The organism is Nostoc sp. (genome assembly GCF_036919815.1).
In the GTDB taxonomy this organism is placed as follows: domain Bacteria; phylum Cyanobacteriota; class Cyanobacteriia; order Cyanobacteriales; family Nostocaceae; genus Nostoc.
This window is the reverse complement of the sequence record NZ_JBALCE010000114.1, coordinates 1-24,651: the sequence shown is the minus strand read 5'-3', so window position 1 is coordinate 24,651 and position 24,651 is coordinate 1. Positions and strand designations below refer to the sequence as shown.

Genomic DNA, 24,651 nt, shown 5'->3' with positions numbered 1-24,651 from the left:
TCTATGTAAGACGCCCATAACGTGCCGTGAAAGGATTGGCTGGATTAGATTGATTATTCAGCCAAGCCCACATTTGATCGCCAACAGAAAAATGCCACCACTCTCTAGGATTGCGTTGAAAGCCGGCTTTTAACATTACATCTCGCAATAGCTGACGGTGAGTATGATACTTTTGTGCTTCTGGGTAGTTGCTATTGGCATAATAATCGGGATGCGATCGCTCGGACATTTCATCAATTGGCGAACCCATATTTATTATTTGCCCGGCATCATCTACCAGCGTCACATCCACCGCCGCACCTGTACTGTGAGGAGGCGGAGTTTTTTCATCCAAACTTGGTACAGCCCAAATTGCATAAACGGCTTCCCAAATCTCTTGGCGTTGCTTTGGTGATAACTCCACCTCAGTCAGTCCCCTCTCCTGCACTGCTTGGGCGAAGCTGTAATTTACCATAAACTGTTGGACTGCGATCGGGCGATAGGCATCGAAAATTTGGATAAGCCAGTTAGGATGCAAGAGATAAAGGTAATTTTGGGCTTGGATCAAATTTTCAATCACACTTTGACGGAGATAATAAGGAGAGCGATCGCCATAAGTAGCACCTAATTTTTCATAAGGATGGGGAGATTCCACCGCAAACAGTTCTAAAGGAATCGCCATTAGCGGTTCACCACACTCGAAAATCGGGATTTGATGATAAGGTCTCATCTAGTCAGCCACACAGGACTTACGGATTTTAACGCAAGCACAGCATTCTGTGTAAGGAGTCTCTTCTTCCTCTGTGTCTTTTGCGCTTCTGCGTGCAATACCAATTTTTCTCAACCCTGAACAGTAAACCAAAAACTTTTTTTCTAAAGGGCGAACGTTAATAATCTGCTATTTATACAAAGTAATATAGCGTTTCTGATTTGGATGCAATACACTCAGACCTCACTTCCATTTCTCTCTCCTAAAAGGCTACGGTGTACACACAAGTTGAAAAAACTTCATCCACCAAAGAATTGCGGTGTGTAACGCTGGCGTGACAAAGCTAAATTGTTGCAATCATAGCGACTGACTTGTACTGAACTTGTCCTGAGCGTAGCCGTAAAGCCTGCGGCATAGCTACGCTTAGGGCGCAGCCTCTCTAAGAGTTGTAGCTTTGTCGTACCCCTACGGGGATCTTGCTAGCAAGAGCGTCTCGCAGAGAAGTGCGGGCTACGCCAACACATTTGTTATTTCGGGGTACTCATTTGTTATTTCGGGGTACTCATTTGTTATTTCGGGGTACTCATTTGTTATTTCGGGGTACTCATTTGTTATTTCGGGATACTCATTTGTTATTTCGGGGTACTCATTTGTTATTTCGGGGTACTCATTTGTTATTTCGGGGTACTCATTTGTTATTTCAGGATACTCATTTGTTATTTCGGCGTGTCCATAACGCACCCTACGAAACTACTAGAAGAGTTAAAACCTATGACACCGTAGCTCTTAAAAAGAGAGAGGCTTTGAATCTTACTCCCCTTCCCTACAAGGGAAGGGGCTGGGGGTTAGGTCTGTATTCGATGCAATTGAGAACTGCTATATAAATTACTTAGGCTATGATTAGTGCTTATAACGTTCTGAAACCTTTCAATCATGAAAGTAACGTGTAGCATATTATGTATGAATCGTTGCCAGACTCAAATTAGTTGCGCCCGATAAATGTAATAATACCATATACCTTCTTCCCATTATTCAGGAACAGTCTTGCACAAAAAATTAACAAAAAAAAAGAAGTATGGCAGATAAAACCAAGATAATTTCCTTTGAACTTTCTGACGGCAGAATAATTAAAGTAGAGGTTACGCCTATAGGAGAACAACCTGTTTCTGCTGAAACCAGAGTCTTTAAACAAGCAACAGAAATTATTAAATCCATTGCTGAAGATGTCGCAGGGACATTAAAAGATATTAGCCAAACAGTCAAACCAGATAAATTTAGTGTCAAACTAGGTTTACAAATTGGAGTTGAGTCAGGACAACTAACCGCTTTAATTGTGAAAGGAACAGGCACGGCTAACCTAGAAATTACGATGGAATGGGGTAAATAACAGTTGATTACTTTACAGTTGTGGTAATCTTTTTACAAAGATGCTAGGTGAGAGCAATTAATGGGTAACGAAGACGATTTACAACGCTGTACAGTGCGTTTAAATGTTGCCAGTAGTCAGGGAACAGGTTTTTTTGTTGCACCAAATTGGATTCTCACCTGCGCCCATGTGGTCGAATCTGCAAAAGATAACCCTGTGCAAGTATTCTGGAAAGCAGGAAACCAGAATTACACAGCTAGAGTTACGCAATTATACAAATATCCTCTTGATTTAGCGCTTTTACAACTGGACGAGGATTGTTTGGATCATCCCTGTGTTCAATTGGATGTCACAGAACCAAAAACCAACGATGATTTATATATTTTCGGTTATCCCAAGAATAGCGAAGTTGATTATTCACAGGGAGATTCGGCAAGCTTTAAATATGAAGGAATAAGTTTTAAACAGGATATTATCCACTATAAGTTAAAGCAAGGGCAAGTTATCTCAGGCTTTAGTGGTTCGCCTTTGTTAAATTTACTAACAGGTAAAGTTTGTGGAATTGTGCATCTTTCCCGTGATGAGGGTAACGATTTAGGAGGGCGGGCAATTTCGGCTCAAGTTATTGTGCAACAGTTTTCCGAAATTGCCTTACGTAATCAACAATTTCATCAGCCAAAGCCCAAAGGTGAAAATCCATTTGAATATGGTTCTCTTGTTCTTCCACAACGTTTTTACGGACGGAGAAGAGAGATTTTAGAGATTAAAAACCGCATTGGTGCGATTAGTCCTCAATGTATCAATTTGGTTGGATTGCGGCGCAATGGAAAAACCTCTCTATTGCGATATATAAAAGAAAGAATCAGCGAATTTTGTTCACCAGAACAAAAGCCTTTAGTTGTTTCATTAGATTTAACGAGTCAAAAATTTCATACTCCAGAGGGGATTATTGAAGGCTTAAGGCGAGAGATTCACAAAATAACAGGGAATTTTCCTTGGTCAAAGGAAGATAATGAAGATGGCTTTGAAGTAGAAGATGGCTTACAGGTGTTAGTAGATCAAGGGTATCGTTTAATTATTTTATTGGATGAGTTTGAAGCCATTGCTAGTAAAAAAGATAGATTGGAATTGTTTCAGGATTGGGGAGAAGATTGGCGTTCTAAGGCTTGTGCGGGTTTATTAACAATGGTAATTGGTAGCAAACGCCCTCTTAATGAAGTTTACAAAGCTTTGAGTCTGGGTTCTCCCTTTGACAATATTTTCAGTACCACTATTTTAGGGGCATTAGAGCAGGAAGCTTGGCAAAGCATCATCCAGAAAGGACGGAAAGAATTTCTGCTGCCTAATTCTGTGGTATTACAATGGGTGGATGAGTTAGCAGGAGGGTTGCCCTATTATGTGCAGATGGCGGGGGCGAAGTTGTGGCAATATGGGAATCAAGAAATAGCTAAAGATGAGTTTAATTCTCAAGCAAAGTATCGTTTTGAAGAACTTTGGAAAGATTTAACAAAAGTTGAACGTTTAGCATTGCGTTCTAAGTTGGGAGAGAGGAATTCACGTGCTGATCCAGTTGTAGATACGCTTCAGCGTCATGGGTTATTACGGAAGAATGGGGGTTTATTTAGCAGTGTGTTTGCAGAGTTTGTGAAAGGTCAAAGATAAAGCAATAAGCCAAAGATTCAAATATTAAATATAAAAAATGTTGCTGTTTTTGCGAGAAACTTGGGAACTATTTTGGTGGGCAATGTTTTGTCCTTCAAGGCTTCAGCAACGAATGAATGAATGGTCGCCTCAAGAAGAAAAAGATGGACGCAGACCAGACACAAGTTTTTTTGATATTTTACTTTTCCGAAACTTCCGATTTATTAGTCAGTATCTATTACTATTATTTATTTCTAATATCCCTCTGATTTTAAAGCTAATTGAGCGTAATCAATTGTTGGATTGGTTACAGTTACCTTGTGTAATGTTAATTGCTTATATGACAGGAGTTTTATTTTTACCTTTAGGACTAGTTATCCCTTTGTTGTGGTTGATAGTTGTATTAAATCAGCCTGATAGGTGGTTAAAGGGCTTAATAGAAGCTAGGAAAGTGAAAGTTTTACCTCTTTTATTTCAAATGCAGGTCGGAGCGACGGGAGTCGTGACGGGAGTTGCTACTTTACCGCTTACTTGGTTTTCGATTGTTGCAAGTTTAATCGCTTTTGCTCTTGCACCAGTAAAAGGCAATACAGTTTTTATCATCACTCCAGTGATTTTAATAGCTCTTTCTGTCCAAAATTTAAAATGGCATTCAGCATTAATTACCCCTGTAACCTTAGTCAGCTATTACAGAATATTTCCTGATTATAGCTTTATCTCTTTAGGTAGTTATTACACATTATTTATTCATTATTTACTAAAACTTTTCAGATTTTCAGATTCAACAATTAGGTGGTTACGTCCCCAAACAGCAAAAATACTTTTTCAATTACCTCCTTACACTAGCGAACTCCTGTGGATACCTTTACCTAATCATGCTCAACTTCTTGTTTCTGAATTTCGTGAAAGACCTCAACAAGCCTTAACAATCTTTCAATATACCCAAACTTTTTCCTTGCCAGGATTTCAAATAACCCTGCAAAATGCCTTACCACAAATTGTTGCCGACCAACTCAAGCAAATTCAAAGTATTCCAGAACTAATCTTTACTGCCAACTCAGACCATCCCATATTACCCTTCCTGATTTCCCCCTTCTATCACCTCGATTCTGACAGTGATACCCCCACTCCAGAAACACCTTTACCAAAGGTTAAACCTGAACTTTCTATCCTTCTTCCTCATTTGCAAACTATTATTCGAGGTATTCAATCTGCACTTGAAAATAAAAATATACCCCTACAAGAACGAGGATTAAAAGAAATTAATAAAAAACTTAAGGGATTAAAATCGCAATTACCCTCTCTCGGACTTAAACACGAAGCCATCAAACGCTGGACACCTGTACTGGAACATTGGCAAAGCGTTATTGAACTGGAACTGGAACAAAATGAACAAAGCAAACTCTCTCAAGGCGGACTAATCAACCCGTTCCAATATGGAAATCCGGTGCGACTTGACCAAAAAAACTTGTTTAAAGGTCGTCAGAGATTTGCCAATGAAGTTGTCCGTCGAGTTTTAGACCGCGACCGACCTACCCTTGTGCTGCATGGCCCCCGTCGCTGTGGTAAAACTTCGTTTTTGTATAACTTTCCCCGCCTGCTTCCCAGTGATATCCTCCCCGTATTTGTGGATATGCAAAGTTCCGCCATTACCACCAGCGAATCTGATTTTTGCTTTGGCTTAGTCCGTGCAATTCATAAAGACTGCAAAAGTCAAAACGTTCAATTACCAAACATTCCTAAACGCACCGATTTTAAAGATAGTCCCTATCCTACCTTAGAAGATTGGTTAGATGAAGCACTTGCCCAAATCGGAGAACGGCGTATTCTTCTCAACCTTGATGAATTTGAAAAAACCGGTACCGCCATCCAAAAGGGACAGATAACTTTACGTTTATTTGACGAACTGCGCCACTTAATTCAACATTATGAAAAACTCGGTTTTCTCTTTTCTGGGGTGCAAACTTTAGAGGAATTAGGCCCGAATTGGAGTAGCTATTTTATCAGCGTTGTCCCGATAGAAATGCTTTATCTTGAACCTAACGAAGCCGAGGAATTACTGCTTAATCCAGATCCAGCTTTTACACTGCGTTACGCTCCAGGCATTGTAAAGGAAGTATTAAAACTTACCAATTGTCACCCTTACTGCCTACAATTATTAGGCGCATCAATGGTTAATCAAGCTAACTTTAACCATACTGATTTTATTACTTTTGAACTCTTGCAAGCTTCTATTAATGACGCATTTATTTCCGGTCAACCTTATTTTACAAATATTTGGACAGAATTTACAGGAACTACACCAGAAGAAATGGTAATTGGTCAAGAATTACTATTACAAGTTGCCAGAACAGATATTTTATTACCTAGAACTGCTGAAATTGCTGAAAAGGTATTAACCCGCTTGTTGCGTTATCATATTTTACACAAAATCAATGGAGGATATGATTTTGAAATCCCTCTGTTAAAAGAATGGGTGAGAGACCGTGCAGTAAGAAGCTAATTATTTAATGTAAAACTAAGATTTCATCTGCTCTCAAAGTCGCCATTGCATATTCACAGCCTTGAGTATCAGCAAACTCTACTAAATAATAATATTCTTCATCTTGCTCATACACTTCTACAATTGTTCCAACTTGCACACTGGGTAAGCTTGCGATAGAACTATAATCTTTTTCCACTAGTTGTAATCTCTCAATGGAAATAGGCTTGAGTGAAGCAATAGTATCCAAAAGTTTAAGTTTTTTCATTTAACTTCAAAAATGCAGTAATCAAACCGTGGATAAAGATTATTAGCGGTAGTTTCCCGAATTGTCCGCAGCCTGATTCCGTCTATATCAAGTATTATTCAATCTACCTTAAACTGTTGACCATATTAACGGTTTGTTTCTCTAAAAATGCTCAATCAAAATAAAACACCTCTATTAGATGCCTTAAAAGCCAATGCAGCAAGACCCCATGCCCCTTTTTACACCCCAGGACATAAACAAGGTAAGGGAATTTCTCAACCCTTGGCTGATTTACTTGGCAAAGCAGTTTTTCGCGCTGATTTAACCGAATTAGCAGATTTAGATAATCTCTTTGCACCCCAAGGCGTTATTGAAGAAGCACAACAACTGGCGGCTGAGGCATTTGGTGCTTCGCAAACATGGTTCCTTGTCAATGGTTCTACCTGTGGGATTGAAGCGGCAATTCTCGCTACCTGTGGCACAGGCGATAAAATCATTCTGCCTCGCAATGTGCATTCTTCTGAGATCGCTGGTTTAATTCTCTCCGGTGCAATACCCATTTTTCTCAATCCTGAATATGATCCAGTTTTAGATATTGCCCACAGCATCACGCCCAATGCTGTAGAATCTGCACTCCAACAGCATCCTGACGCCAAAGCAGTGTTGACAGTTTACCCCACATATTACGGCGTTTGTGGAGATTTGAGTGCGATCGCCAGCATTACACATCAATATAATATCCCTCTACTCGTAGATGAAGCACACGGCGCACACTTTGCTTTTCATCCACAATTATTACCCACTCCAGCCTTAGCCGCAGGTGCCGATTTAACTGTACAATCCATTCACAAAGTACTCGGTGCAATGACACAAGCATCGATGCTGCACGTCCAAGGTAATCGGATAGATGGCGATCGCATCAGTAAAGCTTTGCAACTTGTACAATCTACCAGTCCTAGTTATTTACTTTTAGCTTCTTTAGATGCAGCGCGTCAGCAAATGGCACTCCACGGAAAAATGCTGATGTCTCGCACTTTGCAACTTGCTGACGAAGCGAGAACGCGAATCAGCCAAATTCCGGGATTATCAGTTTTGGAAATGCCTTCGTTGGGGGAATCTCTCGGCTTTGTGGCTTTAGATAAAACACGACTAACTATAACTGTTTCTGGTTTAGGTTTAACCGGATTTGAGGCAGAGGAAATTCTCGATGAAAAATTTGCTGTCACTGCTGAATTCGCCTCACTGCAACATCTCACCTTGATCATTAGTTTAGGCAACACCCCAGCCGATATTGAGCAATTAGTGCAAGGTTTTACCACCCTCGCCAAAGAATATCGCCGAACCAACTTGACTCTCAACAACAATATCTGGCAAAATATTGTAAGAAAACTGAGTCATCCTTTACATTTTTCTCCCCGTGAAGCCTTTTTTGCTGTTAGTGAAACATTGCCTCTAGCACAAACAAGCGATCGCATCTGTGCCGAAATCGTCTGTCCCTATCCCCCAGGAATTCCCGTGTTAATGCCGGGAGAAGTGATCACCAAACCCATCCTTGACTATCTGCAACACATTCAAGCGATGGGAGGATTTATCAGTGGTTGCAATGATCCAAGCTTCAAAACTTTGAAAGTGCTGAAAATTTGATTTTTTCCTCCAAGCGACGTGGCGCATTGAGTGTGTAATCTAAAATCTAAAATCTAAAATCCAAAATTGATCTGATGCACTCTTTCCTTGCTTTCTACCTTCTACAATAAAGATAGACTTTATTGAGATTTGTATAGTAAGGGATTAGCTGTCATGGCTCCCGCCGTTTTCATTCAAAATCTGCAAAAACGCTACGGCACAGTAGTCGCCGTCCAGGATGTTTCCTTTCAGGTAGAATCAGGAGAAATCTTTGGTTTATTGGGACCCAACGGTGCTGGTAAAACTACTACCTTGCGTGCCTTATGTACACTTACCACACCGGATGCTGGTAAAATCGAAATATCTGGCATTTCTGTGTTAGATAATCCGAGAGTTGCCAGACAACGACTAGGCTATGTAGCTCAGGAAGTCGCTATCGATAAGGTGCTGACTGGAAGAGAACTGCTGCAATTACAAGCAGCACTTTATCACCTCCCAGGCGCGATCGCCAAACAGCGTATTGAGACGGTATTAGATTTACTCGGTTTGCAAGAATACGCTAATAAAAAAACAGGAACTTACTCTGGCGGTTTACGCAAGCGCCTAGACTTAGCTGCTGGGTTGCTCCATTCACCGGATGTTTTGGTGTTGGATGAGCCAAGTGTAGGACTTGACATAGAAACCCGTTTTGTGGTATGGGATTTCTTACGAAAATTACGCGCTTCTGGGACGACGGTAGTAATTACCAGCCATTACTTAGAAGAAATTGACGCTCTAGCCGATCGCGTGGCAATTATAGATCGCGGTGTTGTGATTGCTCAGGGTACACCATCACAATTAAAAGATCAAGTAGGGGGCGATCGCATCACCTTGCGAATCCGCGAGTTTTCCCCAATTGAGGAAGCAGAAATTGCCAAAAACCTCTTGCAACCTTTGCCCTTTGTCCAAGAAGTAATCATTAACAGCGCTCAAGGAAATTCCCTCAACTTGGTGGTGACACCTCAGAATGATGCTCTGATTAACATACAGCAAGCGTTAAATGCTGCTGGCTTGCCCATATTTGGCATCGCCCAATCTCGCCCCAGCCTCGATGACGTTTATCTCGCCGCTACAGGACGCACCTTGATAGATGCAGAACTCGCAGCCGTTGCTACTCGCGATCCCAAAGCTGAGAAAAAGCAGAATATGAGATAGGGAATGGGGCATGGAGATAATTACCAATTCCCAATTCTCAATCCAAAATCCAAAATCGTTCGACTGAGCGTAGCCGAAGTCCAAAATCCAAAATTCTTATGAGCGTTACTCCTAAATCTGATATCAATTGGCAGCCGTTAGCATCGCCGCAAGCAGATGCTAATGCTGCACCTAACTTTTTCGGTGAATTGCTACAAGAGACGTTGGCTTTAACTCGTCGCTTGTTTATTCAGTTGCAACGCCGTCCCTCATCTTTCGTTGCCGGAATTATTCAGCCAGTAATGTGGTTAGTGCTATTTGGTGCTTTGTTCCAAAATGCTCCCAAGGGTATATTTGGCAATACAACAAATTATGGACAATTTTTGGCTGCCGGCATAATTGTGTTTACAGCCTTTGCTGGGGCGCTGAATGCGGGTTTGCCCGTCATGTTTGACCGCGAGTTCGGCTTTTTGAATCGTTTACTCGTAGCACCCTTAGCATCGCGGTTTTCTATTGTCTTTGCTTCGGCAATCTTCATCATCAGCCAAAGTTTGTTGCAAGCAGCAGTAATTGTAGCGGCGGGGGCGTTCTTGGGTGCTGGACTACCAGATGCAGCTGGTTTAAGTGCGATCGCTTTAATTGTCTTTCTCTTAGCTTTGGGTGTAACAGCGATCTCCCTCGGTTTAGCTTTTGCCCTACCCGGACACATTGAATTGATTGCAGTGATTTTTGTCACTAACCTACCATTATTGTTTGCTAGTACTGCTTTGGCACCTTTATCCTTCATGCCTCAGTGGTTGCAGGTTGTGGCTACCCTGAATCCTCTCAGCTATGCGATCGAACCAATTCGCTATCTTTATCTCCACAACAATTGGGGATTAGGTAGTGTAGTAATGCAGGCTCCTTGGGGTAATGTTACCTTTGGGGGAGCGTTGCTGGTGTTGTTTGGCTTTGCCCTTGTCGCCTTACTGAGTATTCAACCCCAACTGCGTCGAACTCTTGCTTAAGATAAAATAGAGCAATTTTAGGGTCAAAACCCCATGAAAAAACCATTTTTACAAATTCCTAGACTCTTTGTGGCTACCCTGGCAGGAATTAGCTTTGCTTCCTTGCTCATGGCTCAACCAAGTTCGGCTCAAGTCAGCAGCCCGGCGGATGCTTTTCCCAGTACTAGTACAACAGACCAAAATACCGATCCGTTCTCCCGTTCAAACTCAGACAATTTCAATATGCTTGACTTGGTTCATCGGGCGAATTTCGGAACTCTCAACTGGAATTCTGACCAACAGAACCAAGAATTAGACTCAGCAGCAGCAGCCTTTAAAGCAAGGCAACAAAAATTAATTCCAGGTCAACAACACCAAGCAACTCCCGGTTTGCCATCGGTTACACTGCCATCACTTACGCCACGATCAGTTACACCACCATCAGGTAACTGAATTCAAACAAAGAACCCCAAACCCGTTAGGGTTTGGGGTTGAGACTATTTAAAAAATCTTTAGTTATCAGCTAAAAAACTACAGCCCAATTGCAGCTAAAACATCGTTAGCATGGGTGCTGGTATTTACATTAGCGTCAACATGGATAATTTTCCCGGTAGGATCAATTACGTAGGTGATGCGCTTGTCCACATCAAAAGCTTTGATCAGGGATTTGTCGCTGTCAGCCAGTAGGGGAAAATTCAAATTATATTTTTGGGTGAATGCCTGATGGGAGACTTCATCATCTGCACTGACTCCCAAGATTACAACATTTTTACCTTGATATTGAGACTGGGCATCCCGAAAACTACAGGCTTGTTTGGTGCAACCTGGCGTGTCATCTTTGGGGTAAAAATATAAAACGACCGTCTTTCCGGCAAAATCAGATAACGAGACTGTGTTGCCGTTTGTATCTTTGGCGGTAAATGCAGGTGCATTCGTACCAACTGCTAGAGACATAATTAACCTTTCCTGTTTCAGATTGTTGATGCACTTGAAATTTTACATTATTACATTAATTTATTAATTTATAAAAATAGGATAACTATACTTGAGGTAACTAATTTTGGTTAAATCAGGTAGCTGGGACAAGAAAAAATATATCCTTAAATAAATATTTATCAGAAAAAAATTCTACTCATACACAATGGCTGCTGTTGATTCCCAAAACCCAAATATTTTTGTCTATCCTCGAACCACAGTAGAAAGAGCGGAGCGATCGCTAGTGTGTTCACCCTTTAATCTATCTTTATTTGAAGTCATGGGACACCAGAGCGTGTCATTGGGTGCGATCGCCCTGGAAAATGGACTCAAGCAGGGGTATACTAAACGCCCTTTATCAGAATTAGCGTGTGACAACATCTTGGGCTGGCTAATCCAAGTGGGTGTATTGCGCCGAGAAGTCGATGGTCAGGGGATTACAGATAGTTATCGCCTCACTCCCTTGGGACGCCAGTTAGTGGAACAATACCAGGGAAAAAATTGGCGGACTCCTTCATGGCGCGATCGGATAAACGATGCTGTGATTCGTTGGTTGCGGATACCGTTTTAGAATAAAAAAGCAAAGAGTTAGGATTAGGGAATCAAAGGGAACAATATATACGGAAACATCACATCTATTCATGAAGTCTTTACCATAACTATTTGACTGAAATTTGTGATGCTGGGCATTGGGCATTGGGCATTGGGCATTGGGCATAGTTCATCTCCCTTATCTGCCCCATCTCCCTCATCTCCCCTGTTGTTTGCTCCTAAAAATTCACCCTGTATCTGGAAAAACTAACTAATAGCGACTATGAAATCAATTATGGTAGTGGGGACAACATCCCATGCAGGGAAATCACTTTTAACTACAGCTATTTGTCGCATTCTGTCGCGGCGTGGCTGGCGAGTGGCTCCCTTTAAAGGTCAAAATATGTCTTTAAATGCTTATGTCACTGCCAGTGGTGGAGAAATTGGCTATGCCCAAGCAGTACAAGCTTGGGCGGCGGGAGTCGTGCCTTGGGTAGAAATGAATCCAATTTTACTCAAACCCCAAGGGGATATGACCTCCCAAGTAATTATCAAAGGCCGGTCTGTAGGCAAAGTCAATGCCTCAGATTACTACGAGCAATATTTTGAACTAGGGTGGCGGACAATTGAAGAATCGCTACAGCATTTAGGAACAGAATTTGACATGGTGGTTTGTGAAGGTGCCGGTAGTCCAGCCGAAATTAACCTTAAGCACCGCGACTTAACTAATATGCGGGTGGCAAAATATTTGAATGCGCCAACGATGTTAGTAGTCGATATTGACCGAGGTGGTGCTTTTGCCCATGTGGTTGGAACCTTAGAGTTATTAGAACCAGATGAACGCGCCTTAATTAAGGGTGTAGTGATTAATAAGTTTCGAGGACAGCGATCGCTCCTAGATTCGGGAATAAAATGGTTAGAAGAACGTACAGGTATCCCCGTTATCGGTGTTATACCTTACTTACAAGATGTCTTTCCAGCCGAAGACTCCCTTGATCTGCTAGAACGTCAATCGTCGTCGAATAAAGCCCAAGCTGACCTCAATATTGCCGTCATCCGCTTACCCAGAATTGCCAACTTCACTGACTTTGACCCACTCGAATCAGAAAGCACAGTTTCAGTAAAATACCTCAGTCCTAAACAAGATTTAGGACATCCTGATGCCGTGATTATCCCAGGTACAAAGACCACAATTGCTGATTTGCTACTGCTGCAAAAAAGTGGTATGGCAGAAGCTATCCAAAACTATGCTGCTTCTGGGGGAACAGTTTTAGGTATCTGTGGTGGGTATCAAATGCTCGGTCAAATGATCGCTGATCCAGAAGGGATAGAGGGACAAGCTGGCAGATTTCAGGCGTTAAATCTTTTACCAATCAGAACTGTAATTACAGGACAAAAAATCGCCCGTCAGCGTCAAGTTAGCTCAAATTATCCGCAACAGGGCTTGCCAGTCAATGGCTTTGAAATCCACCAAGGGCGATCGCGCATCGAACAGCAAGGCATAGATCCCCAATCCTACCATGCCCTATTTGACGATATTAATTTAGGCTTAGTGGATAGTTGTCAATCAGTCTGGGGTAGTTACCTGCACGGACTTTTTGACAATGGCCCTTGGCGACGGGCTTGGTTAAATCGCCTCCGTCAACAGCGCGGTTTAAAATCTTTGCCTACTGGTGTTGCTAACTACCGGGAACAGCGAGAGCAGATTTTGGACTCTCTAGCCACTGAAGTTGAAAGCCATTTAGACTTAAGTCTGTTTTTATCTTAAGCTAGGCTCAAAACCACTTTGAGTCTGTCTTAATTACGAATTACGAACTTGTACTGAGCGCAGCCGTTGGCGCAGCCTCTCGTAGAGAAGTATTACGAATTACGAATTATTTTCTGATGATTGTTCGTGTCCGCTTTTTACCAGATGATGTCACAGTAAATGCCGAAGTGGGAGAAGCCCTCTTAGATGTAGCAGACCGGGCTGGGGTATTTATTCCCACCGGTTGTCTCATGGGGTCTTGTCACGCTTGCACCGTCGAATTAGAGGATGGAGAAATCATCCGCGCTTGTATCACCCCAGTACCGCCACGCGAGGAATTGACGATTAATTTGTTTAGCGATCCTACTTGGTAATTTTTAACCCTCTAAGTTCAGAAGGTCAGATAAAGAAGTAGAGGAAAAGAACAAGATGAGTAAGCTTAAATACCAAATGGTAATTCAATGGTCTGAGGAAGATGATTGCTTCTTAGTAGGATTCCCTGATTTTCCAGGACAATGCTGGCGGACTCATGGGGATACTTACGAGTTGGCTGTAGCAAATGCAATTGAAGCCTTAGAGTCTCTAATTATTGCTTACGAAGCTGTCGGTGATCCACTTCCAGAACCAACAGTAAGTAGGGTGTGTTAACGCAATTTACTAGGTGGTAACTAATACTGCACAATTTGCGCGATCGCAGCTTATTTTGGTACAATTCGGGGCTTAACTTCAAGTTCCTAATAATTTTAAGTACTTAAAAAAACTTTGTAGCAAAGTTACTTCATAAATAATCAACTTAGACAAAATTATCTTATACTACATTAAGTACTATAAGATTATTTTATGACCGTACCACATTTTTTAACAATGGATGAATACCACTTATCTAAAAAAGAAGCTGAAGAATTAGTGACAGATGCCTTAAAAGAACTTCATTGTCACAAACTACCAAATAATAATTGGGGTGATATGGACATCACTATTAATCATAACGGTTATTCTAGTAAGTTTAAATTTTACCAACTAGTAAAGCAAGCAAGATTAACTGGTATTGCTATTGAGAGTTTACAAAAAGATAAAGACCTTAGAGATGAGACATTTGGAAAATACTTTAGTCTTGCAACTCCAAATCATGAATTAAGTATTAATACTTTATACGCAGGTAATTCAAAAGAATTTAGAGGACCTTGTCGTGTAGCTCCTTGTGAAGATGAACTGACAGAAGATATTATTTTTTATAGGCAACAAGTATGTACTAATAGCAATTCTAATGATTTTTGTTTAACTTGCAGATACTATAGGGCTTATATATTAGCTTGTATTTCACTAATTGATGCATTTATAAATCGTCATATATTATTACTTAGACATCAGGGATGCAGTTCTCCAGAATTCCAAGATTTAGAAAAAGAATTTAAAATTGAGAACAAAATTGATTTATGGTTAAAAACTTATACTATGACTAGGAAGAACATATCAGCTATCAATCAAACAAAGGAGTGGAATCATTTCGTACTTTTAAAACAAGAGAGAAATATGCTCACACATGCTGTAGAGCCTTATTATGGGCATCAAATTTATGAAGTTGCAAATAGTTTAAATTATGTTCGTACAGGAATAGGAGGATTGTTATTTTTACTTAGACGAGCAACAGGATTAGATACTCTAGGATTTATCCAAAGGTTAATGACAGTTCCTAAAGTTAGATGTCATGAAATAACTCTGAAAGCAGATGGAGAACATCTTATAAAAATAAGAAAATAAATTTAGTCTTGCTAGCAAAATAATAGTGCCCGATCGCACCTTCTCCAACCCTTAAAAAAATCCATATTTTCCCATCAGACAGCAAGAAACTTATACACATTGTTTCCTACTGCCTATTTTTGATATCTATATCAATTAGCTTTAACACTCAGCGCATATTCTTTAAACCTTTCCAAATCAGCTTGAATCGTTGATTTAACTACCCGTCCCAAAAATAAGTTATCCATAATTTTGCCAATAATGCCGGGAATAGCGTAGGAAATGGTCATTTTAACAATGCTACTACCGTTGCGATCGTAAAAGCGAATCGCTCCCTGATTCGGCAAACCATCAATCGATTCCCATTGGATAATTTGGTTGGGAATAACTTTGAGAATTCGGGATTTCCAAGTAAATTCTAAACTGCCCGTCTTCAGTTTCCAAATAGATATATCTGGATTATCTGGCGGAACTTTCACCGAATCAATCCACTTCATCCACCGGGGCATTTGCTCCAAATCCGACCAGAGGCTCCATACTAAATCTATGGGAGCGTCTACTTCTACCTGCACAGTATGCTCTAACCAATCTGACATTCTCTCTTCCTTCTCATCGCTTTCTTTGCGCCCTTGGCGGTAGCCTGCGGCAAGCCACTGCGTATCTACCTCAATTCTTCAAACTCTCCAAAATCACTTTAGCCGCAAGCCGTCCAGAAATAGTAGCACCTTCCATGCTGTCGATGTAATCTTGCTGAGTATAACTCCCTGCAAGGAAGAAATTATCTACTGGTGTTTTTTGGTTGGGACGGTAGGCATCCATTCCTGGCGCTTCTCGGTAGAGAGACTGAGCAAGTTTTACCACACTGTACCAAGTCATATTTAGCTCCCGCGACGAGGGAAACAGTTCATGGACTTGCTTGAGGACATGCTGGGCGATCGCTTCATTAGTTTGGGCAATAAACGGATCTCCCGGTGTCAGCACTAGCTGTAACAAAGATCCCTGTCCTGGGCGATAATAATCAGCAGGGCTAGTCAACGCCAAATCGGCAAAACAAGAAAAGTCAGCATCGGCTGTGTAAAGTAAATTATCGATTCCAGCCGCATGATTTAGCTGTTTACGTTGATCTTCATCATTCAGTTCCGTTACCCAACCATCGAAGCGTAACTGCACTGTAGCCACTGGCACTGTATCCAGTTTGTAAATATTGTCAAATTCTGACCACTTACGCCACTCATGGGGGAGGATGCGTTGAATTCCTGGAACATCACAGGCAAAGACGTAAGCATCAGCAGTAATAGTTTCTACGCTATCACCTTGGGCAACTACTATACCAGTGACGTGGGTTTGTTCCTCTGACTCAGTAAACTGAATTTCTCGCACTTGCCGACGCGTGTAAACTTTTGTGCCTCTAACTTCCAGATATTCCAGAATGGGCTTGTGTAAATACTCAGAGGGAGAACCTTCCAGCATTCGCAAAACTGAAGCTTCAGTTCTGACTGCAAATAACTGGAATATTGTTAACATACAACGGGCAGACATATTTTCGCAATCAATAAATCCTAATGCGTAGGCGATGGGGTTCCACAGGCGCTTGATGCTGCCATTACTCCCACCGTGACTGCGGAACCAGTCGGCAAAGCTAATTTTATCTAATTTGCGGATGGTTTTCATCGCCCCCTTAAAGTCTACCAATCCGCGAACTATGGGACTAGTACCCAAAGCGATCGCATTTTGCAATTTATCCTGCAACGATAGTTGGGAAGTAGTGAAAAATGCCTTTAAGCCATTGAAAGGCGCACCTGTAAGGAAGCGAAAATCTAAAGCACCAGTGCGCCCTCCTTTGTTAATAAAAGTGTGGGTATGTTCCTTGAGGCGTAAGTTTCCTAACACCCCCACTTTCTTCATCAAGTCAAATAGTTCGTAGTAGCACCCGAAAAATACATGCAACCCCATTTCTAGATGGTTGCCATCGCCATCAACCCAACTACTAACTTTACCACCCACAAATGGACGAGACTCAAAAATCTCTACTTCACAACCAGCATCAGCTAGATATACTGCCGTTGCTAGCCCAGCTAGTCCCGCACCTACGATTGCAACGCGCATTCCGTCGTTCCTTTTCAGCTTCTTTACAGATTGTAACTGGGTTGGTGTCGGAATTTGCTACTTAAATATCAACTCCACCTGCATATTCAGTCCAGGCAATATCGATACTAAAACTTCTTTGATCACTTTTTTAGTCCCGGCAAATGATCAGACGCGAGAAAAACGCGTCTGTATCAGCTAGACAAACTCTTGTCCATTGCGGCGGACTGAAAAAAGTCTCATAGCTATTTTTTTGGTCGTAAAGCAGTTATCTGGATAAGTTCTAAAAGCATCTTCTTACCTATTTACATCTTTGCTGTCGTCGGAGACAGGCAAACTTCTTATCAATTCACGAATCACGTCGGTTGCAGGTCTACCTGTTAGTTCGCAATATTTTTCTAGTTTTTCCGCTTCCTGTGTTGCAAGATTCACTGTTATACGTTTAACCGCCCATTTTTTATTGGTCATTGTCATGCTATTTGCTGTATATTTTAGATCATTGAAAGAATCTAATTAAAGAGGAGACCGATAAGATTATCAGAGTTTGTCTCAGGAAACAAGTAATATTATTAATATTAAAAATGTTCGTTTGGTCTAAGGATTCATCATTTTCTAAAAAAATCAAAAGATTATACTTTATTTGTTGCTATTGTGACAGCCAAAATAGTACATACTTGCTAATGAAGCTAACAACCCCGCTAACAGCATGAGTCAAGGCTGACAATGAAATTTGATAAATTAATTTTAGACACCTACTGTTGACTCAATCAAGATTTCTAAAATTATTCTCCATTGAAAGCATTTGACCTTCTCTCTTAACGAAGTTCGCCAAACCCTCTTGGAGACAACATCTGGGACAATACCAGAGAAGAAAGCTTCCGAATCATGATCATGCTGAAATGCTGACTTACAGGCGGGTTAGAGTGGTGTGTATAGCTCGTGAATAATCACTTAAAAAGTAGGTAAATAAGCGATCGCTCTAGAACAAACACTCATCTGCATCCATTAGAGATATGATGTTAGTTGGCTGTTGCCGATGATCATATCTTAATTTTTTTTGATGCTTTTACATGAACTTTCCGTAAAGATACGACGAAATTTTACATGTTTTTTGATCCTCACTCTAGCGATATAGTTTGCTTTTAACTCAGGGTTTTTTCGCCTTTGTTCGTATTCATCTATTTTGAGGCTATATAAATCATTTTTAGCCATTTATGGTGCTAAAAATTGGACAGCAAACCTGATGGTCAGATTTAAACTCAGAGATAAATTACTGGCAATAAACTTCTGAGTTACAACTATTTATTATTTGTTAAATATACCCCTAAAAATAATTGTAGGTTTCAATCTTTTTCGGTAGTCTGTTCATTATAGCCATTATTTACGGACTTTAAATAATCTTCATTTAGACACTAAATAAGCTCATTTTGATTCTTTATAAAAAAATTACAGAGAAAAAGATATCACCTAAGCTTTTGCTTAATGATATCGATACATAACAAGATGCTGAACTCAAAAACTTGTTAAAAAAAAGATTCCAATATCTAATTGATCAGCTAGGTTTGATTAAACCGAACCTTGCAGATAAATTTTTAGCGAATTGTAATTATTTATACTGATAAATATCCAAAGGAAATAGCTGGAAAAATATAAGATTACAGGTACTTCATGAAATTGAGGTAAAGTTAACTTCTAATCAGTCTTCGCCTATTAGTAAGCTGTTGCGTTTGAGAAACGTAGCTTTCCTCCCGCAGGCTAACCCAACATTATCAACCATTTGTTGGGTTTCGCTATTGCTCTACCCAACAAAGCTATTTTTCACAAAGCCAAGCGTATTGATACATGAATATGCATTACAAAGTACCACGCCCTGAAAGGTACGCAGATGAAGAGTCCTGAGTTGAAAGACCGCCTAGAAGGGGTGGGGCATATACAAATGCAATAAATAAAAATCCTGAGTACTTTTTACTTCACTCAGCACGGGCTAAACCCTCGCTATCCGCTAACAGTAATGAATCCAGTCAATATGCGAATCAAATAAGCGATCGCCAGAATTCGTGTAACTATTCCAATTTAAGTTGGGGCATCAGTTGGAGAGTGCCAATACCTAAATCTTTAGGTGAAAGCAATGCCTAGGGTGGTCACTGAGCTTTGTCGAAGTGCGGACTTTGCCTACGCCCTTCAAACAAAGCCATCATATCTCGTAACTGAGGATTGCCACGGGAGGCTCCCGTTAGTCCTTTGGCAATGATTAAGCCACAGTAGCCCTTAGTATTTTTACATCGCTGATTCCATTTTTTTCGGGCTTCTACATGAATCGGATCTTCATCTAAAAATTCACCGAATAGGAACAATTCGCCATTTTGAGTTTGTAAGAAACCCAGGTCGTAGCGATCGCCATCCAAGGGGTCGGCACCTGGATTAAAGCAAATTGCTCTAAGTCCGCCTGCTGCTTCAATTCTTTCAATTACAATCTTAGCCTTGGGCCGGGAAGTTTGAATTAAAATCACCGGCAAACCGTCACCCACTTGCTTGATTTCACCAGCCTGATGGTTACTGGCCCCCTTCGGCAGGTATTCCAACATTTCCCAGGACACCACACCTAAGCTGAGGAAGGAATCTTCTGGTATCAAGTCATCTTGCAATGCTTGGAAAGACGGTGAATCAGCGTTCTCAATCTCCTGATCATCGACATCAAAGCCTGCCATTTCCTCTAATTCTGCTGCTAACTGCGGCATGGTAGAGACTGTCACAGCCAAAGATTTAGTTGATTCTTCCGACTGCGGCAGAGAAATGCGATAGCGACGGCTGAGGGTAGGGAGGATGTCTTCATGAAACTGGCGACGGTGATCGCGAATAAAGCGGCTCAAGCTTTCGATCGCAACGAACATTACCAGTGCTTCTTCCTCATACAAAACAGACCGTAGTCCTTCTAAGGGGTGGATATTGCCGAAGGTGGGGTCAATTTCTGATAATGGCAGATCCGCCAAATCATCTGCTTCATCCTCATCTTCATCGGTTTGATCAGCACTCTCAAAAGTGAGAAATAGGCAATCTTGCTTGAGGAACGCTTCTTCTAAATGCTCCGTTGATTCTTCATCTGTTAAAACTGCGGCGCGAAACTGTTTTAAAGACTCTTCTGAGCGATAAAACAAAATCCCATACTCCATTCCCAGCATTCCCATAACTGAGGCGTAGAGTGTGCCAACATCCCACTGATTAATCTCAATTGACAAAATTTGCTGTTCTTCCAAAAATTCCCAAGGTGCTGCTTGCCAAATTGCAAATGCTTTCTCTGGCAAGATTTGGGCATATTGTGGGGGTAAGTCGGGGGTTTCACTATCGAGGAGGTCGGCAAATCCCCGAAAGAGTTCGTCAATCAAAGGTAGTTCTGGTGCGTAGTCAATGGCAATATCCAAATCTTGCAGCACTCCCCGCAGGTAAAATTGGATCTCGCGGTCTTTGACTACAATTCTTTGCGGCCTAGCGGGTCTTGCCGGACTCTGGGGATGCTCCATTGCTTGCATTAAGGTGCGAACTATTGCTTCTGGCCCGATATCTGAAGCTACGACATCCATTCCTCGGACAACACCTTGAGAGTAATCTACCCAAAGAATGCATTCTCCCTTTGCCTCTGAGTCTGAGTGCTGGTTTGGTGATGACAACGGACGGCGATCGCCCTCCCATACAGAAGGAATTTGAGTTAATTTCTTCAACCGACGACTGGTAGAGCGATTAAAACTTGTCATAGAGTAAGTTAATCAAAAGAAGCAATTTGGAAGTAAACTTTGGGAGATAGCTAGCCTCGGATTAAGTTTTGATGGCTGCACCTGAAGGGTAGTTGCTTCTCAGGCTGCCGCAAGGCTTAAACTTCAAAAAATACCGAATGTATAAACACACTAAGTCTCTCAATTCTAGAATAAAAATCTTTGGCTGCTTTTGAGGGAGTGTTTAGAATTATGGCATCTAGCGATATCTAAGCCGCTAGAATGAATATAAAAACACTCAACGACAACCTAGAGGCATTAATAAGCCGATATAAAGTAACACTTAGATTAATTAAGGAGTTGAAAAAGCAGATGACACAAGCAATTCAGGCTCAAGAACGCGGAATTCTGTTGAGCGAAGCCGCATTGCACCAAGTAAAATCTCTCCGGGACAGGCAAGGCACAGACTTCTGCTTACGGGTAGGAGTGCGTCAGGGTGGCTGTTCTGGGATGTCTTACATGATGGACTTTGAAGACAGTAGCAAGATTACCCCGCAGGATGAAGTTTTTGACTATGATGGCTTCAAAATTGTCAGCGATCGCAAGAGTCTATTATATCTCTACGGTTTAATGCTCGATTATAGCGATGCCATGATTGGCGGTGGCTTCCAATTCACCAACCCCAATGCCAACCAAACTTGCGGTTGCGGCAAGTCATTTGGGGTGTAATATAGTCTTTTGTCATTTGTCCCTTGTCATTGGACGAAAGACAAATGACTAATGACCAATGACTAATGACCAATGACCAATGACTAATACAGTTGACTCCCTATTTGATACAGGTTTAGAACGCTATAAAGCAGGAGAAGCAGTAGATTCTTTAATACCTGTGTTTAAAGAAGTATGCGATCGCTCTCCGAAAACTAGTGCTGCTTGGGTTTGTTTAGCGTGGTTATATCTACTCGATAACAAACCCAACTTGGCTTACAAAGCTGCACAGAAGGCAGTCAAGTTAAACCCACAAGATCCCCAGGCGAGAGTCAATCTCGCCTTAGCAATGCTGGAAACAGGTCAAAAAGGTTTGCGGGAACACATTGACATAGCACAACAGTTAATTTATGTGAATGAAGAATGGAGTGATGAAATAAAAAATAGTATTGAAGACGGTTTAAGTAGAAAACCAGATTGGCAAAGTTTGACAAAAGTCAAAAATTGGCTGTTTGAAGAATGAGGAGTGAGGAGTTAGAAGTTAAATTCAAGCCTGCAATCCTGACTTCTCACTTACCCATCACTTAGTTAATAGTCCTAAGTTACTATTCCTAAAATTTTGTGCGATTAGATCAAACGATAGATGAAAGATAAATTGTTGAATTGGCTAAACATGGTTTTAGTCGCAGATGTTTTTTTAGTTTTCTTTGGCTTTGGCTGGTTAGCGATCGCAGCGATCGGAGATGCTGCGGGAGTAAACCTGGGTTTGGATTTATGGCATAAACTGTGGCAACCCTTGTTTAACCCAGCAATTGGCATCCTCATGGGCGGTGCCATTCTGAGTGGTATTATCAGTTGGGTTTCCAGAAAATTTCCCTCTAGTCAATAGTCAAAGAATTGGGCATGGGGCATGGGGCATTGGGCATTGCTTATATCTCCCTCATCTCCCCACTCCCCACTCCCTTTTAACTTGTAAGAATTTGTGTTAACGCTGATTTTAAATTAGGATATTTGTACTCAAAGCCTGTTTCGACGGTGCGTTTTGGGATGACTTGCTGACCTTCTAAAACTACTATAGCCCCGTCTCCTAAAAGAGCTTCGATCGCAAAACCAGGGACGGGCAACCAAGAAGGGCGATTCATCACTCCTCCCAAAGTTTGGCTTAAATCTGCCATTCGGACTGGGTTAGGGGCAGTGGCATTATATACACCTTCTATTTCCGGTTTAGTTAAAGCTTGCAGAATCAAGTTAACTAAATCGTCTACGTGAATCCATGAGAACCACTGCCGGCCACTGCCAATAGGGCCACCAGCGAAGAGTTTGAAAGCCGGAATCATTTTACCTAAAGCACCACCATTACCTAGAACAATCCCAAAACGCAGAATTACCAGCCGGACACCAGCATCTTTTACCTTTTTCGCTTCTGCTTCCCAGGCTTGGCAGACTTGAGCGAGAAAATCATTACCAGATAGACTTGCTTCATCAAAGCTAGCCGTTTCACTGGTGCCGTAGTAGCCAATAGCCGAAGCGTTAATTAACACAGTTGGGAGGCAGCGCGTTGCGGGGGTTCCAAGAGTTGTAGCGACTGCCGTTTTGGGGTTAGCGTTGGCTATTGCTTCAACTATTTTTTGTGTACCTAGCTTCCGGCTATTGAGGATTTCTTGTTTGCGTTCTGGTGTCCAGCGTCCTTCACCAATTGGTTCTCCTGCCAAATTAACTACGCCATCACAACTAGCAATGACACTTTGCCAAGAACCAGATGTATTTGGTGTATAAGCAACAATTTCTAGATTAGAGAAAGCCTCAGATGGAAAAACCTTTTGAGCAAAGGCGGTGTTCCGAGTTAATACTACTATTTTATGACCTTCCCTGTGGAGTCGTTGTACTAAAATACTACCGACAAATCCTGTTGCTCCAGTAATTGCGACTTTCATTTCCTACCTCAGCCAAAGCTTTATTGTAAAGTTTTTGATCAAACTTTCAGCTTACGGCAATTTCCTTGTGGATAGAACAGATGTGACTGTATATTTTGGTAATGCTTGATCTCAAAAGTCAAAACTTTGCTTTTTTAATGACTTTACATTTATATACTTCGGTATTATAGGATGGACGGAGTGTTGCAAGGCGTGGGGCTATTATGGCTCGCTATACCTGTTCATTTATTGTTTCTGTTCCTAGTGACCATCTCCAGCCGTTACTTGTAGAACTTCTACAGGACTCTCAGTTGGATATTCAATACCATACGGGTGAGTATATTATCGCTCGTGAGGTTCCTGGAAATGTTCCTTTTCCTAAGTTGGTAACAATAGAAGTACTGATTGATAAATCAAAATCTACTGAAACAGAAACCCGGATGAGTATTGTGATTAAAAATGAAGAACTACCACTTAAACTAGATAATTACTGCCGACAAATGTTTGAATTCATCAAGCAGGCTATTGAAAGTAGCCGTCATTGGCATTTGATTGAAAGTCTTGCAGGATAATAGCTTTAATGAGTGATTTAATTCACACTCCCACAGTTTCATGTGGTGGGATTCTCAGACTGTTGTCGTAAATTAAAGGGTTTAAGAACCCTACGTTTACACCTAGCATCAGTTTCTAGTCGGGGTTTAAATCAAGAAAAATTGCCACAAGGCTATTTAAGAGCGCCAAGCACTTCTCTGTCTTGAAAAGGTGTTCTATCAGGGAAACCTCCAGACGCTCGTTGCGCGGCATCGTCTCCCCAACTCTTGGAGAGGCTTTAGCGCATGGGAGATGACTCGCTCTTTGTGGCGCTATCTGCTAAAAGACTGACAAATAAAAAAATACTCAACTACTTATTGTGGGGTGGGCATCTTGCCCGCCTTTAACTATGGGCGGGCAAGATGCCCACCCCACAAGATTGGATAATTTTAGGACTTACGCAAACAATAATCGAAACCCTTATTTTCAAGTAGGGGCAATTCATGTA

24 protein-coding genes and 1 pseudogene are annotated in these 24,651 nt (G+C 41.4%); 17 read left to right on the top strand and 8 right to left on the bottom strand.

Annotated elements, in window-relative coordinates; translation table 11 throughout:
- Position 1 precedes the first annotated feature (1 nt).
- Positions 2-709: a M15 family metallopeptidase gene (locus V7K15_RS25935; RefSeq protein ID WP_334910216.1), complete on the bottom strand. Its 708-nt coding sequence runs from the start codon at positions 707-709 to the stop codon at positions 2-4.
- Between the two features lie 433 nt (positions 710-1,142).
- Here V7K15_RS25935 and V7K15_RS30100 point away from each other — a divergent pair, with 433 nt between their 5' ends.
- The 4 genes from V7K15_RS30100 (at position 1,143) to V7K15_RS25920 (ending at position 6,198) form a co-directional block, all read left to right on the top strand.
- On the top strand, positions 1,143-1,424 hold the full coding sequence (locus V7K15_RS30100) for a hypothetical protein (protein ID WP_442949718.1): 282 nt from the start codon (positions 1,143-1,145) through the stop codon (positions 1,422-1,424).
- 339 nt (positions 1,425-1,763) lie between these two features.
- Positions 1,764-2,075, top strand: coding sequence for a CU044_2847 family protein (locus V7K15_RS25930; RefSeq protein WP_334910214.1), 312 nt, complete (start codon positions 1,764-1,766; stop codon positions 2,073-2,075).
- Positions 2,076-2,135: 60 nt separating this feature from the next.
- Positions 2,136-3,716, top strand: coding sequence for a serine protease (locus tag V7K15_RS25925; protein WP_334910212.1), 1,581 nt, complete (start codon positions 2,136-2,138; stop codon positions 3,714-3,716).
- Between the two features lie 37 nt (positions 3,717-3,753).
- Entirely contained in the window at positions 3,754-6,198 is a 2,445-nt protein-coding gene (locus V7K15_RS25920; protein ID WP_334910210.1) for an AAA family ATPase, read from the top strand.
- A 4-nt stretch (positions 6,199-6,202) separates the two neighbouring features.
- On the opposite strand, the gene V7K15_RS25915 is transcribed toward V7K15_RS25920, so the two are convergent.
- A complete protein-coding gene (locus V7K15_RS25915; RefSeq protein WP_334910208.1) occupies positions 6,203-6,445 on the bottom strand; it encodes a DUF4926 domain-containing protein in 243 nt (80 codons plus the stop codon).
- 147 nt (positions 6,446-6,592) lie between these two features.
- Between V7K15_RS25915 and V7K15_RS25910 the strand changes: the two genes are divergently transcribed.
- From V7K15_RS25910 to V7K15_RS25895, 4 genes are all read left to right on the top strand, one after another.
- Positions 6,593-8,068 carry an aminotransferase class I/II-fold pyridoxal phosphate-dependent enzyme gene (locus V7K15_RS25910; protein WP_334910206.1) on the top strand — a complete coding sequence of 492 codons (1,476 nt, stop codon included), beginning with the start codon at positions 6,593-6,595 and terminating at the stop codon, positions 8,066-8,068.
- Positions 8,069-8,221: 153 nt separating this feature from the next.
- Complete coding sequence (locus tag V7K15_RS25905; RefSeq protein WP_334910204.1) at positions 8,222-9,241, top strand: ABC transporter ATP-binding protein; 1,020 nt, start codon at positions 8,222-8,224, stop codon at positions 9,239-9,241.
- 98 nt (positions 9,242-9,339) lie between these two features.
- Entirely contained in the window at positions 9,340-10,227 is an 888-nt protein-coding gene (locus tag V7K15_RS25900; RefSeq protein ID WP_334910202.1) for an ABC transporter permease, read from the top strand.
- A 33-nt stretch (positions 10,228-10,260) separates the two neighbouring features.
- Positions 10,261-10,659, top strand: a complete 399-nt coding sequence (locus V7K15_RS25895; protein ID WP_334910200.1) for a hypothetical protein — start codon at positions 10,261-10,263, stop codon at positions 10,657-10,659.
- Positions 10,660-10,737: 78 nt separating this feature from the next.
- Here V7K15_RS25895 and V7K15_RS25890 read toward each other — a convergent pair whose 3' ends face one another.
- Positions 10,738-11,160 carry a peroxiredoxin gene (locus V7K15_RS25890; protein ID WP_334910198.1) on the bottom strand — a complete coding sequence of 141 codons (423 nt, stop codon included), beginning with the start codon at positions 11,158-11,160 and terminating at the stop codon, positions 10,738-10,740.
- Between the two features lie 187 nt (positions 11,161-11,347).
- On the opposite strand from V7K15_RS25890, the gene V7K15_RS25885 reads away from it, so the two are divergent.
- The 5 genes from V7K15_RS25885 to V7K15_RS25865 all read left to right on the top strand — a co-directional run bounded on the left by V7K15_RS25885 (position 11,348) and on the right by V7K15_RS25865 (position 15,220).
- Positions 11,348-11,752, top strand: a complete 405-nt coding sequence (locus V7K15_RS25885) for an Npun_F0494 family protein (RefSeq protein WP_334910196.1) — start codon at positions 11,348-11,350, stop codon at positions 11,750-11,752.
- Positions 11,753-11,995: 243 nt separating this feature from the next.
- Positions 11,996-13,480 carry a cobyric acid synthase CobQ gene (gene cobQ, locus V7K15_RS25880; protein WP_334910194.1) on the top strand — a complete coding sequence of 495 codons (1,485 nt, stop codon included), beginning with the start codon at positions 11,996-11,998 and terminating at the stop codon, positions 13,478-13,480.
- 116 nt (positions 13,481-13,596) lie between these two features.
- On the top strand, positions 13,597-13,833 hold the full coding sequence (locus tag V7K15_RS25875) for a 2Fe-2S iron-sulfur cluster-binding protein (RefSeq protein WP_334910192.1): 237 nt from the start codon (positions 13,597-13,599) through the stop codon (positions 13,831-13,833).
- A gap of 55 nt (positions 13,834-13,888) precedes the next feature.
- A complete protein-coding gene (locus V7K15_RS25870; protein WP_334910190.1) occupies positions 13,889-14,107 on the top strand; it encodes a type II toxin-antitoxin system HicB family antitoxin in 219 nt (72 codons plus the stop codon).
- Positions 14,108-14,299: 192 nt separating this feature from the next.
- On the top strand, positions 14,300-15,220 hold the full coding sequence (locus V7K15_RS25865) for a hypothetical protein (RefSeq protein WP_334910188.1): 921 nt from the start codon (positions 14,300-14,302) through the stop codon (positions 15,218-15,220).
- Positions 15,221-15,351: 131 nt separating this feature from the next.
- Here V7K15_RS25865 and V7K15_RS25860 read toward each other — a convergent pair whose 3' ends face one another.
- The 4 genes and pseudogenes from V7K15_RS25860 to V7K15_RS25845 all read right to left on the bottom strand — a co-directional run bounded on the left by V7K15_RS25860 (position 15,352) and on the right by V7K15_RS25845 (position 21,033).
- Positions 15,352-15,795: an SRPBCC family protein gene (locus V7K15_RS25860; RefSeq protein ID WP_334910186.1), complete on the bottom strand. Its 444-nt coding sequence runs from the start codon at positions 15,793-15,795 to the stop codon at positions 15,352-15,354.
- A 70-nt stretch (positions 15,796-15,865) separates the two neighbouring features.
- Positions 15,866-17,305: a 9,9'-di-cis-zeta-carotene desaturase gene (gene zds, locus V7K15_RS25855; RefSeq protein ID WP_334910184.1), complete on the bottom strand. Its 1,440-nt coding sequence runs from the start codon at positions 17,303-17,305 to the stop codon at positions 15,866-15,868.
- Between the two features lie 276 nt (positions 17,306-17,581).
- Positions 17,582-17,758: a CopG family transcriptional regulator gene (locus tag V7K15_RS25850; protein ID WP_292802505.1), complete on the bottom strand. Its 177-nt coding sequence runs from the start codon at positions 17,756-17,758 to the stop codon at positions 17,582-17,584.
- A gap of 1,589 nt (positions 17,759-19,347) precedes the next feature.
- A pseudogene (locus tag V7K15_RS25845) lies at positions 19,348-21,033 on the bottom strand (DUF6930 domain-containing protein).
- A gap of 330 nt (positions 21,034-21,363) precedes the next feature.
- Here V7K15_RS25845 and V7K15_RS25840 point away from each other — a divergent pair.
- The 3 genes from V7K15_RS25840 to V7K15_RS25830 all read left to right on the top strand — a co-directional run bounded on the left by V7K15_RS25840 (position 21,364) and on the right by V7K15_RS25830 (position 22,588).
- Positions 21,364-21,720, top strand: coding sequence for an iron-sulfur cluster assembly accessory protein (locus V7K15_RS25840; RefSeq protein ID WP_292802497.1), 357 nt, complete (start codon positions 21,364-21,366; stop codon positions 21,718-21,720).
- Between the two features lie 79 nt (positions 21,721-21,799).
- Complete coding sequence (locus V7K15_RS25835) at positions 21,800-22,222, top strand: tetratricopeptide repeat protein (RefSeq protein WP_334791304.1); 423 nt, start codon at positions 21,800-21,802, stop codon at positions 22,220-22,222.
- Between the two features lie 120 nt (positions 22,223-22,342).
- Entirely contained in the window at positions 22,343-22,588 is a 246-nt protein-coding gene (locus V7K15_RS25830) for a hypothetical protein (protein WP_334910182.1), read from the top strand.
- A gap of 76 nt (positions 22,589-22,664) precedes the next feature.
- On the opposite strand, the gene thyD is transcribed toward V7K15_RS25830, so the two are convergent.
- Positions 22,665-23,633 carry a thylakoid membrane protein ThyD gene (gene thyD, locus V7K15_RS25825; protein WP_334910180.1) on the bottom strand — a complete coding sequence of 323 codons (969 nt, stop codon included), beginning with the start codon at positions 23,631-23,633 and terminating at the stop codon, positions 22,665-22,667.
- Between the two features lie 203 nt (positions 23,634-23,836).
- Between thyD and V7K15_RS25820 the strand changes: the two genes are divergently transcribed.
- Complete coding sequence (locus V7K15_RS25820; protein ID WP_292802484.1) at positions 23,837-24,184, top strand: hypothetical protein; 348 nt, start codon at positions 23,837-23,839, stop codon at positions 24,182-24,184.
- Positions 24,185-24,651 lie beyond the last annotated feature (467 nt).

What these genes read in the sequence shown, in the direction of transcription:
- V7K15_RS25820 (WP_292802484.1), top strand. Translation starts at nt 23,837, where the DNA reads ATGGCTCGCTATACCTGTTCATTTATTGTTTCTGTTCCTAGTGACCAT.
- V7K15_RS25900 (WP_334910202.1), top strand. Translation starts at nt 9,340, where the DNA reads ATGAGCGTTACTCCTAAATCTGATATCAATTGGCAGCCGTTAGCATCG.
- V7K15_RS25895 (WP_334910200.1), top strand. Translation starts at nt 10,261, where the DNA reads ATGAAAAAACCATTTTTACAAATTCCTAGACTCTTTGTGGCTACCCTG.
- V7K15_RS25910 (WP_334910206.1), top strand. Translation starts at nt 6,593, where the DNA reads ATGCTCAATCAAAATAAAACACCTCTATTAGATGCCTTAAAAGCCAAT.
- V7K15_RS25930 (WP_334910214.1), top strand. Translation starts at nt 1,764, where the DNA reads ATGGCAGATAAAACCAAGATAATTTCCTTTGAACTTTCTGACGGCAGA.
- V7K15_RS25915 (WP_334910208.1), bottom strand. Translation starts at nt 6,445, where the DNA reads ATGAAAAAACTTAAACTTTTGGATACTATTGCTTCACTCAAGCCTATT.
- V7K15_RS25875 (WP_334910192.1), top strand. Translation starts at nt 13,597, where the DNA reads ATGATTGTTCGTGTCCGCTTTTTACCAGATGATGTCACAGTAAATGCC.
- V7K15_RS25925 (WP_334910212.1), top strand. Translation starts at nt 2,136, where the DNA reads ATGGGTAACGAAGACGATTTACAACGCTGTACAGTGCGTTTAAATGTT.
- V7K15_RS25860 (WP_334910186.1), bottom strand. Translation starts at nt 15,795, where the DNA reads ATGTCAGATTGGTTAGAGCATACTGTGCAGGTAGAAGTAGACGCTCCC.
- V7K15_RS25905 (WP_334910204.1), top strand. Translation starts at nt 8,222, where the DNA reads ATGGCTCCCGCCGTTTTCATTCAAAATCTGCAAAAACGCTACGGCACA.
- zds (WP_334910184.1), bottom strand. Translation starts at nt 17,305, where the DNA reads ATGCGCGTTGCAATCGTAGGTGCGGGACTAGCTGGGCTAGCAACGGCA.
- V7K15_RS25830 (WP_334910182.1), top strand. Translation starts at nt 22,343, where the DNA reads ATGAAAGATAAATTGTTGAATTGGCTAAACATGGTTTTAGTCGCAGAT.
- V7K15_RS25885 (WP_334910196.1), top strand. Translation starts at nt 11,348, where the DNA reads ATGGCTGCTGTTGATTCCCAAAACCCAAATATTTTTGTCTATCCTCGA.
- V7K15_RS25840 (WP_292802497.1), top strand. Translation starts at nt 21,364, where the DNA reads ATGACACAAGCAATTCAGGCTCAAGAACGCGGAATTCTGTTGAGCGAA.
- V7K15_RS25850 (WP_292802505.1), bottom strand. Translation starts at nt 17,758, where the DNA reads ATGACAATGACCAATAAAAAATGGGCGGTTAAACGTATAACAGTGAAT.
- cobQ (WP_334910194.1), top strand. Translation starts at nt 11,996, where the DNA reads ATGAAATCAATTATGGTAGTGGGGACAACATCCCATGCAGGGAAATCA.
- V7K15_RS25935 (WP_334910216.1), bottom strand. Translation starts at nt 709, where the DNA reads ATGAGACCTTATCATCAAATCCCGATTTTCGAGTGTGGTGAACCGCTA.
- V7K15_RS25920 (WP_334910210.1), top strand. Translation starts at nt 3,754, where the DNA reads ATGTTGCTGTTTTTGCGAGAAACTTGGGAACTATTTTGGTGGGCAATG.
- V7K15_RS25890 (WP_334910198.1), bottom strand. Translation starts at nt 11,160, where the DNA reads ATGTCTCTAGCAGTTGGTACGAATGCACCTGCATTTACCGCCAAAGAT.
- thyD (WP_334910180.1), bottom strand. Translation starts at nt 23,633, where the DNA reads ATGAAAGTCGCAATTACTGGAGCAACAGGATTTGTCGGTAGTATTTTA.
- V7K15_RS25870 (WP_334910190.1), top strand. Translation starts at nt 13,889, where the DNA reads ATGAGTAAGCTTAAATACCAAATGGTAATTCAATGGTCTGAGGAAGAT.
- V7K15_RS25835 (WP_334791304.1), top strand. Translation starts at nt 21,800, where the DNA reads ATGACTAATACAGTTGACTCCCTATTTGATACAGGTTTAGAACGCTAT.
- V7K15_RS25865 (WP_334910188.1), top strand. Translation starts at nt 14,300, where the DNA reads ATGACCGTACCACATTTTTTAACAATGGATGAATACCACTTATCTAAA.